This window comes from Xinfangfangia pollutisoli (genome assembly GCF_020179405.1).
GTDB classification, from domain to species: domain Bacteria; phylum Pseudomonadota; class Alphaproteobacteria; order Rhodobacterales; family Rhodobacteraceae; genus Pseudogemmobacter; species Pseudogemmobacter pollutisoli.
The window spans coordinates 1-9093 of sequence record NZ_JAICBZ010000119.1; the positions used below are offsets into that span (position 1 = coordinate 1).

Consider the following 9093-nt stretch of genomic DNA (forward strand, 5'->3'; position numbering starts at 1 on the left):
CATCGCCGCCGCCATGCGTCGCGACAAGCCGGGCCAAAGCCTCGACATCGGCAGGCCCCGCGCATTTCGGCAGCACAGAGCCCGCCGGGGCGGCAGCGGCGGAGGCGGCGATCTCGGCCCGGATCACGAAATCGCCGATCTTCAGCCGCATGCCCGGCACCAGAACCGCCGTCACCCCCTGCCCCAGGGGCGCCGGCGCGCCGTCCAGGAACAGCCCGCCCCGGCTTTCATCGGTGACGCGATACTGCCCGCCCTGCCCCATCACCACGCAATGCCGGCGCGAGACGAACATCTGCGGGTCTTCGATCCTCCAGTCGCAATCCTCGCCCCGGCCGATCACCACCCGGCCCTCGCCCAAGGCGAATTCGCTGCGGGCCTGCGGCGTGGGGCCGGATTCCAGGATCAGGCGCAGGCTCATGCCGCGGCCTCCGCATCGCGGGCGGAAAAGCCGCGGCAAAGCCAGTCGCCGGCATCGCGCGCGGGCCTGGCGCCGATCCAGGCGGTGCGGCCCAGCGCGCATTGGCCCAGCCGGGGCTCGGGGATCTCGTCCCGCGCCAGCACCAGCCGCAGATCAAACTCGATATCCGAGCCGGCAACGAAGCGGATCGCCCGGCGCAGCGCCGCCATCGCGCCCGTGTCGCGGATCAGCTGCAGATAGACCGGCAGGGGCAAGGGGCCCAGCCGCAATTCGGCCCGGCCCTGGCGCTGGAACACCCGGCGGCCGACCAGGGCGCCCTGCCCCAGCGCGTTGAACCCCTGGCCAAGCCGCGTCTGCAGCGGGCCGGGCACTTCCAGCCAATGGCCGATGAATTCGACCAGCCGCACCTGCACGCCCAGAAGATCGGACAGATAGCCGGTCAGCCGCTCAGGCCCGTTGACCTGATGGCCCAGCGCGGTGGCCTGGCGCAGCGCCAGATCGGGATCGGCGGTCCTTGCATTGGCCGCGCGCAACCCGGGCAGGCCCACCCCGCCCAAAGCCCGCAGCAGCGCCATGACCCGCCCGCCGACCCCATGTTCCACCTGCACCTCGGGGCGCAGATCGCCCCAGGCGCGCCAGTACAGCGCCAGCTGCCGGTGCTGCAGCATATTGGCGAAATCCAGAAAGCTGGTATCCGCCGTCACCCGCGCCTGGCCCGAGGAAAACCAGCGCTCGGCCTGCCGCGCCATCACCCAGCGGGTCAGATGCAGCGGCATGGCGCCTTCCGGGCCGAAAAGCCCCAGCACCTCGACCTCGACCCGCGCGGGATCGCCGTCGCCGGGCGGGGTGAAGCTGGCCACATCGCGCACCGCCATCGACAGCCGCGCCCTTTGGCCCAGCCGCGCCGGTTCCTTGCCCGGACCGCCCGAGCGGCCAAAGCGCAAGCCATCGCGTTCCAGCCGGCGCAGCAGCTCGAAAAAGCCGATCTCTTCGGGCTCCGGGTTGCGGAAGCCTAGATCAGGTCGCGGATGCCCAGGGCCATCGGCCATGTCACCTCCTCCTGTCTTTGCTGCAACCGCGTCTTGGTGCGGACAAAACTGTTGATGCTGGCATGGCGCGCGAAGAGCCGGCTCAACAGCGCCGACAGCAGCAGCACGCTGGCCCCCGACAGCGGCGCCTCGTCCAGATGCAGGGTGATCTCGATCCCCTTGCCCAGACACAAGGGCCCCGGCAGGTCCAGCCGTTCGATCACCGGCCGGCTGGTGACACGGTTCAGCGCCCGGATATGCCGCGCCAGTGCCGGATCGCCGCGGTCGGCGTACAATTCCAGAAGCGCCCGCAGAGGTTCGGCGCCGCGGCTTTCCTCGGCCAAGGACAGATGGTTCAGCGACAATTGCGCCACCAGCCGCCAGGTCAGATCGTCCATCGCCGCCTCGCCCTCGCGCCCGACCTGGGGAAGGCTTGCGGCCAGCGAGGCGCGCGGGCGGCGCAGCGCGGCCAGCAGATCCACACGCGCCACCGGATCGCCGGTTTCCAAGGCCAGCCGCGGCGTGTCGTCGAAGATCGGCAGATCGCGGTTCGACACCAAGGCGCGGATGTCCAGCCGCCGCAGCGGGCGGTTCTGCTGCACCTCGGCCGGCCGCGCGACCGAAAGGAACAGATCGTCGCCGGTGTAAGAGGTGCGGGTCTGGCCGCGGCGCAACTCATCGCCCCCCGGCCGCCGGGGCCGACGTTCGACCGTATAGACCATCCCCGAGCCCAGCCGCGACGCGGGCGCGTAAAGCGGATGCAACTCGGATTGCGGGCCGTCGGTTTCGGCATCCGACACCCGCAGCAGCCGGTGGATTTCGAAATCCAGGGGCCGCGTGCGGTCGGCATGCACGACATGCGCCGTGGTCCGGGGGTCCATCTCGACGATGTTGCACTCTTTTTCAAAGAGATTGACGATCGGCACCGCGAACAGCCGGAAATCCTTGGCCGAAACCTCGGCAATTCCCGGCGCCGGGCGGCCTAAGGGCAGGATCACCTCCAGCCCGCGCAGGCCCGCCGCCCGCACCGCCGGCTGCAACCCGGTCAGCCGCAGGGCGTGAAAGCGGTCGGGCATCAGGAAATATTCGCGCAGCAGCCGGTAGCCTTCGAAACTGGGACGCAAGCGGGGCAACAGCGCCTCGTCATCGCGCAGGCCCAGAAGGCCGGGCATGGGGGCGGCATGGAAGGGCGCGGCCGGTTCGGCATGGCGGGCGAGGGCCGGCAAGGGCGCCGCGAAAAGCGCGTCAAAAATCGCGCCCGAGCGCGCGCCATGCGAGAAATCCAGATCCAGCCGGTCCAGCGACAGATCCGAGATCGTGCCCGCGCCCTGACGGCGGAAGGTCAGCCGCAGCCCGGCCTCGGCGCCCTTCATCTTCGCTTCGGGCACGCCCGCCGCCGTCAGCGCGCCGCGATCCTGCAGGTAGTCAACGCTGGCCAAAGCGATGGGCCACAGCGTCACATCCTGCGCGGTCGTATAGGTGGCGCGGGTCGAGATCCCCTCGCGCAATGCCGCGACCAGCCGCGTGCCGCGGCGCACCACATGGCCATCGGCCATGGTCTGCACCTGCGGGCCCGGATGCAGCACAACCGTCGACATGGCGGGCGCGGGGCCGGCCAGATCGGGGTACAAGGCATCCAGCACGCCGCGCACATGGCGCTGGCTTTCGGCATCCAGCTTCAGCCGGGTGCGGGCCGCCAGATAGGCCACGCCTTCCAGCAGCCGTTCCACATAAGGATCGGGGCAAGGTACCGAATCCAGCGACAGGTTGCGCGCGACCGTGGGATGCAGGCCCGCAAATTCCAGCGCCAGCTCGCGGATATGGGCAAGTTCGGCCTCGTAATAGCCCAGGAAGGCGCGATCCATCGCCTAGGCCTCCTCGATCCGGGTCGCGGCGCGGCCATTGTCCAGGTCGATCGTCGTCGACAGCCGCAGCCGTTCGGGCACCGGAGACAGCATCAGCACCGCCTCGATCTTCACCTTCAACCCCTCGCGCCCCGAGGTATCGACGCTGATCTTGATCGTGTCGCGCTTCAGCCGCGGCTCGAAGACCGCGACGATTTCCTTCAACTCGCGCGCCAGGACTTCGGGTTCGAAATCGCGGGCGCGGCGGCCGGAAAAGGACGGCACGCCGAAATTCAGCACCGAGCGCTGCACATGCGGGAAATCGGCCAGAACATCCTGCAGATCCTCGACATTGCCGCGTTCGGCATCGGTCCAAAGAAAGCGTGCCTGCAGCCGTTCCATTCCGAACAGCTCTTCCAGATCGCGGCGCACCGCTTCGCGCAGGATATCGGCCGTCACCACGATGCCGCGGTCTTCCAGAAAGGCCCGCCGGGCCAGCAGTTGCAGGAATTGCGCCAGTTCACGCCGGCGGTCCTCGTCCAGATCGCCGGCCTGATCCACCGCGCGCGGCCCCTGGGCGATCATCGCCTCAAGCCGCTCGGCACCAAGGGCCTGCGCCAGCTCGTGCCGGCGCAGGTCGGTTTCGCTGACAAGACCCGGAAGGTCGTCGATCAGCCTGTCCCAGAGGCTGGGCTGCACCGCCTCGCGGCGCGCCTGCACCTGGACCTGGCCTTGCGCCACGGCATGTTCCTCCTTCCGGGTCAGGGCGCCGCGCCTTAGCGCGCGGCCACCAGATCGTATTCGACCTCATGCTCGTCGCCGGCCGAATGGTCATCGGCCTGCAGCACGTATTTGAAGGTGACCTTCTCATAGGACACGCCCACGGTTTCCGAGACCAGCTCGTTCGAGGTTTCCTCGGGGGCGTTCTGCGCCATCTGGTAGGACGAGATGATGCAGTTCTCGAGCGTGATGATCAGGTAATCCAGATGCGCATCGCCCGAATCCTTGCGGGCGGTGAAGACGATTTCCTTGAAGGATTTGCCCTTGGCGCAGGCCAGCATCAGATAGGGCGAGGCCGCATCCAGCCATTTGTTGAAGGTGAAATCCGACAGGGTGGCGCGGCCACGGGTGCGGCCCGAGCCGACCGAGGCCGAGGACATCTGCTTGGCTTCGAATTGCACGCCGAAGCAGTCGATTTCCTTTTCATGATCGGCGCGCTTCGATTCCCCGTCGATGCCTTCGATCTTCAGATAACCCGTAAATGCCATTTCCTTTTCCTTTCAAAAGGTTAGAACTTCGATGAAAATACCCTTCGACCAATACCCGAAGGGGTCGCTTCAATTCCGCCGCCCTCCCGGGGGCCGCGCGTTTGCCGCGCGCGCGCCCGGGCGGCCTGCGGTCAGGCGCCCTTGACCGAGGGAAGCTCGGACACCAGCCGAAGGCTCGCGTTGATGCCTTCCAGCTGGTAATGCGGGCGCAGGTAGAACCGGGCATTGTAATAGCCCGGCCGGCCCTCGACGCTGTCGACCTGCACTTCGGCCATGGCCAGCGGGCGCTTGGCCTTGGCCTTGTCATCGGCCATGGCGGTATTGGCCAGGACGTAGCGGTTGATCCATTCCGACAGCCAGACCTGCATGTCGTTGCGTTCCTTGAACGTGCCGATCTTGTCGCGCGCGATGGCCTTCAGGTAATGCGCGAAACGGCACACCGGCAGCAGATAGGGCAGGTTCGCCGACAGCCGTTCATTCGCCTGGGCGTCGGGGTCGACCAGACGGCCGGCGCGGGCGTCATCGTCCTGCAGGCTGTGGGCGCCGATGAAGGCCGCAAGATCGGTGTTCTTGCGGTGCAGGATCGGCATCATCCCCAGCTTGGCCAGTTCCGCCTCGCGCCGGTCGTCGATGGCGATTTCCGTGGGGCATTTCATCGCGATCGAGCCGTCATCGGTCGGGAAGGCATGGACCGGCAGATTGGTGACCGTGCCGCCCGATTCCACCCCGCGGATCTGCGTGCCCCAACCATACAGCTTGTGGCTGCGGTTGATGTTCACGCCCATCGCGAAGGCTGCGTTCATCCAGACGTAATGGTCATGCTTGCCATCGATTTCCTCTTCGAAGGCAAAGCCCTTGACCGGCACGGTATTGGCGCCATAGGGCAGCCGCGCCAGAACGCGCGGCATGGTCAGCCCGATGTAGCGGGCATCCTCGCTTTCGCGCAGCGACTGCCAGCTGGCATAATCGGGCGAAGAGGTGATCTGCTTCAGATCCTGCGGATTGGGCAGTTCCTGCCAGCTTTCCATGCGGAACAGCTGCGGCGCGGCCGCGGCGATGAAGGGCGCATGCGCGCTTGCACAGATGCCCGACAGGTTGCGCAACAGCCCCACATCGCGGGGATGATGGCTGAACTCATAGGCGCCGATCAGCGCGCCATAGGGCTCGCCGCCGAACATCGAGTATTCCTCGGAATACAGCTTCTTGAAGGCCGGAGACTGATCCCACATCTGGCCTTCGAAGTCTTCCAGCTGGTCGGCCAGCTGATCCTTGGTGATGTTCAGCACCCGGATCTTCAGCTTGGCATCCGTCTCGGTGTTGTTGACCAGATAATGCAGGCCGCGCCAGCTGCCCTCCATCTGCCGCATTTCCGGCGCGTGCAGGATTTCGTTCATCTGGGTGGTCAGGATCTGGTCGATCCCGGCGATCAGCGACTTGATCGACTTCACCGCATTGCCGGAAATCGTTGCCGTGCCCGATTTCTCCTGCGCGGCAAGGGCCAGGTTCTGCACCAGCTTCTTCAGCTTGGCCGAACCGTCATCCTTGACGCGAAAATCCTTTTCCAACAGGTCGTTGAATTCCCCCAGGTCGATCGCCTGAGCTTCGGCCGCGCCCGGGGCGCCGGCAGCCTTTTCGGTCTCGGCCATTATTCGGTGCCTCCCTGATCCTTCATCGCCTCGGTCGCCACCTGCTGCAGCAGGGGTTCATTCTGCAGAAGCTGGGCGATGCGCTTTTCGGCATTCACCTTGCCGTCCATATAGCTGAGCAGTTCCTCCAGCTGCTTGCGCATCGCCAGCAATTCGGCCAGCGCCGGCACCTGTTCGGCGATCTTGTCGGGGGCGAAATCGCCCATCGACTTGAAGGACAGATCGACGAACATCTCGTCATCCGCCGCCTCGCCTTCCTTCCCGGGCAGGGTGTTCTTCACCCGCGCCTTCACCCGCGGCGCCAGCGCCTCCATGAACTTGTTGAACCGCCCCGCATCGACCTCGACAAAGCTGCGGTCGGCCGGGGCCTTCATCGCCTCGCGCGTCTCGGACTTGCCGGCCAGATCGGCCATCACGCCCATCACGAAGGGCAACTCGATCGTGGTCGGGCTGCCGTAATGTTCGACGTCATAGGCAATCTGCACGCGCGGAGCGCGGTTTCGTTCAATCACTTTCGCCTTGCTCTCGCTCATGGCTCATTCTCCCCTGGATCTGTTCTTTTCTTCGAAAACCCCCGCGACCGAGCGGAATTCCTTCAGCCCGCTCGGCGCGATTTCTTCCATCAACTGCATGAAATTCATTGGAACCATCTTGCGCATCCGCCGGGCCAGATGCGGGATCGGGCTGGACGGCTCGGTGCGTTCGTAAAAGTCGATCACCAGATCAAGGCAGCGCTCGACGTCGCGGCGCGAATTGATCTGGCCGGGAATGGCGGCCGGGCCCGGCGCAGCCGCGCCGTTCGGGGCTTGGGTCATGGCAGGGCCTCCGGTCGGGGCCAGGGATGCGGGGGCATCAGGGGCCGCGGGCGCAGCGGCGGCGTCCAGCGTCTGGGCGATCCGCGCCAGGAACCGGCCCAGCGCATCGAAGCGCACCCCCACGTCGTTTTCCGTCACATGCGGCGCCAGCGCCGCTTCCAGCGCCGTCAGCTGGGCCCGGCCCTCGGCCAGCGCGGCCTTCAGCGCTTCCATATCCTCGGGCCGTTCCGCCGCCGTCGCCCGGCAAGCCGCCGTCACCCGGTTCAGCCGCGCCTCATGGCCGGCAATCAGCGCAGCCTGTTCCTTCTCGCTTAAGCCGCTGGGCATTTCCGAGGCGAAGGCGGCCCGGCTGAGCGCCCCCGCCGCCAGATCGCCCCCGGTGACCGGGCCGATGCCGCGCGGCGCCAGAAGCGTCACGAATTCCAGATCGCCCAGCACCCCGCCATCGGGATTTTCCAGCTGATACAGCGCATTGATCCGGCGCAAGGCCGCCTCGCGCTTGCCGCCCGCCGGGCGCAGCGCCGGATGCAGGCTGTCCCAATAGCCCGAGACCGTCTCGGCCAGAAGCTTCAGCCCCGGCGCCAGCCCCGCCATGCGCTGGTCGTTCACCCAAAGCCGCGCGACGATCACCAGAAGCCGCAGATCGCGGCCCGCCCGCGACAGCGCCGCCGCCTCTTCGGCCAGTTCGGCCCAGTCCAGCTCGACCTGACCAGTTCCGCCATCCTCGACCAGCTTCAGCCGGGCGACGCGGCCCGCGGGTTGCAGACGATTTTCCAGCGCATGGAACCGCGCATCGTTGCGCAGGTCACTGCCCGAGGGCGACCCGCCATCCAATGGGGTGAGAAAACTCTCAAAATCCATAGCGCCAGTGCCGAATAAGAAAAGAAAAAGCTGCGATATCCGCGAAGACTGTCAGAGGAATACGATTCTTGCAACGAAACTGACGCCAAGGATCGGCGCCCGTCCCGCAGCGGTCAAGGTCGGGCATCCAATAGGCGCGAGGCGAAGGCCAGGATATTGCCGGGGTCTTCGGCCTGGGCCTGGGCCAGCGCCTCGGCGAAGGAGGTGATCGATTCGTCGCGCGGCCGCCGGGTCGGGAACAGATCGTCGCGCACCACGAAGGCCAGGAACTCGCTTTTGCCGAAATCGCCGTCATTGATCACCAGCGCCAGCCGGCTGCGATCCTCGACCAGCTCGGCGAAAGAGAACATCACCCGCACCCGCCGCGTGCCCGCCTCGACCACGCCCAGCCGCGAAATCTCGGTCTCGGGCGCATTGGCATTGGGCAGGATGTTGATCACCTTATGGGTGTTGTCGACCACGACGACCCACAGCTTGCCGCCCCGAATCTGCTCGGGGATCAAGACATCGACGACCGGATTGTCGCCCTTGTGGAAGACGCCGGTCAGATTGGGCGCGCCGGTCTTGCCATCGGACAGCCGGATCGAGATCGCATCGGCCGGCACATCGGGCAGAACCTGGCGCACGGCGCAGACATCGGGGTTCAGCGCCGCCAGGTCGATGCGCAGCTTGCGGTCGCCGATCGCGTCGCGCAGGGCAAGCTGCAGGTCGGCCGCCAACTCGCTGCCGGGGGCAAAACCGGTGACGGTGATCGTGGCGCCCAGCGGGTAGCCCCCGGCCGGCGGGTCGCTTTGGGCCAGCCGCCCGCAAGACGCGCGGCCGTCCAGCACCGCCTGCACATCGGCGACCGGCAGAAGCCGCGGGCCGATGGTCAGCGTCGCGCTCAGGGTGAAACCATTGGCCGCCGCCCAGCCTTCCAGCGCCGCGCGGATCGCCTTGGCCGCACCCGCATCGGGGGCCAGGCCCTGAACCTTCGCCGTCAGGTCCAAGACCTCGATCTGCCAATCCTCCAGCCCCTTGGCCGCGCCGAACAGCCCCGCCACCGCCGCAGCCCAGCCCGGGCCCGGCACGCCCTGGGCCAGCGTCAGCGCCTGCGGCGCGGGATCGGCGCCCGCCAGCCCGGCAAAGCCCGCGCGCAGGCTGGCGGCCGCGGCCTCAACCGGCGCATGGCCGGTCAGGCTTGCGGGCGCCGGCCCCTCGGCCGCCCGCGCGG

Annotated in this window: 8 protein-coding genes and 1 pseudogene; all 9 read right to left on the bottom strand. The window is 67.2% G+C overall.

All coding sequences use genetic code 11. The annotated features are described in order from the left end of the window. A partial coding sequence (locus K1Y73_RS20385; protein ID WP_225030163.1) for an FHA domain-containing protein occupies window positions 1-418 on the bottom strand: 418 nt, incomplete at its 3' end. After that, on the bottom strand, window positions 415-1467 hold the full coding sequence (gene tssG, locus K1Y73_RS20390) for a type VI secretion system baseplate subunit TssG (protein ID WP_225030164.1): 1053 nt from the start codon (window positions 1465-1467) through the stop codon (window positions 415-417). The genes K1Y73_RS20385 and tssG, both read right to left, overlap by 4 nt. After that, the gene (gene tssF, locus K1Y73_RS20395; protein WP_225030165.1) at window positions 1431-3311 is read right to left on the bottom strand and encodes a type VI secretion system baseplate subunit TssF; all 1881 of its coding nucleotides are present in this window, start codon (window positions 3309-3311) and stop codon (window positions 1431-1433) included. The genes tssG and tssF overlap by 37 nt, the downstream gene beginning before the upstream one ends. Before the next feature lie 3 nt (window positions 3312-3314). Further along, window positions 3315-4031 (bottom strand): type VI secretion system baseplate subunit TssE, encoded by a 717-nt coding sequence (locus tag K1Y73_RS20400; RefSeq protein WP_225030167.1) that lies wholly within the window; start codon window positions 4029-4031, stop codon window positions 3315-3317. Between the two features lie 35 nt (window positions 4032-4066). Further along, complete coding sequence (locus tag K1Y73_RS20405) at window positions 4067-4558, bottom strand: Hcp family type VI secretion system effector (protein ID WP_225030168.1); 492 nt, start codon at window positions 4556-4558, stop codon at window positions 4067-4069. A gap of 131 nt (window positions 4559-4689) precedes the next feature. Then, the gene (gene tssC / locus K1Y73_RS20410; RefSeq protein WP_225030169.1) at window positions 4690-6204 is read right to left on the bottom strand and encodes a type VI secretion system contractile sheath large subunit; all 1515 of its coding nucleotides are present in this window, start codon (window positions 6202-6204) and stop codon (window positions 4690-4692) included. Further along, the gene (tssB, locus tag K1Y73_RS20415) at window positions 6204-6737 is read right to left on the bottom strand and encodes a type VI secretion system contractile sheath small subunit (RefSeq protein ID WP_225030170.1); all 534 of its coding nucleotides are present in this window, start codon (window positions 6735-6737) and stop codon (window positions 6204-6206) included. The genes tssC and tssB overlap by 1 nt, the downstream gene beginning before the upstream one ends. A gap of 3 nt (window positions 6738-6740) precedes the next feature. Next, complete coding sequence (locus K1Y73_RS20420; RefSeq protein ID WP_225030171.1) at window positions 6741-7880, bottom strand: type VI secretion system protein TssA; 1140 nt, start codon at window positions 7878-7880, stop codon at window positions 6741-6743. 113 nt (window positions 7881-7993) lie between these two features. Further along, window positions 7994-9093 (bottom strand): annotated as a pseudogene (locus tag K1Y73_RS20425) (hypothetical protein); the annotation flags it as partial.

Excerpts from the sequence above, each read along its gene's own strand:
- tssG (WP_225030164.1), bottom strand. The coding sequence starts at position 1,467 with ATGGCCGATGGCCCTGGGCATCCGCGACCTGATCTAGGCTTCCGCAAC.
- tssB (WP_225030170.1), bottom strand. The coding sequence starts at position 6,737 with ATGAGCGAGAGCAAGGCGAAAGTGATTGAACGAAACCGCGCTCCGCGC.
- tssC (WP_225030169.1), bottom strand. The coding sequence starts at position 6,204 with ATGGCCGAGACCGAAAAGGCTGCCGGCGCCCCGGGCGCGGCCGAAGCT.
- tssF (WP_225030165.1), bottom strand. The coding sequence starts at position 3,311 with ATGGATCGCGCCTTCCTGGGCTATTACGAGGCCGAACTTGCCCATATC.
- K1Y73_RS20405 (WP_225030168.1), bottom strand. The coding sequence starts at position 4,558 with ATGGCATTTACGGGTTATCTGAAGATCGAAGGCATCGACGGGGAATCG.
- K1Y73_RS20420 (WP_225030171.1), bottom strand. The coding sequence starts at position 7,880 with ATGGATTTTGAGAGTTTTCTCACCCCATTGGATGGCGGGTCGCCCTCG.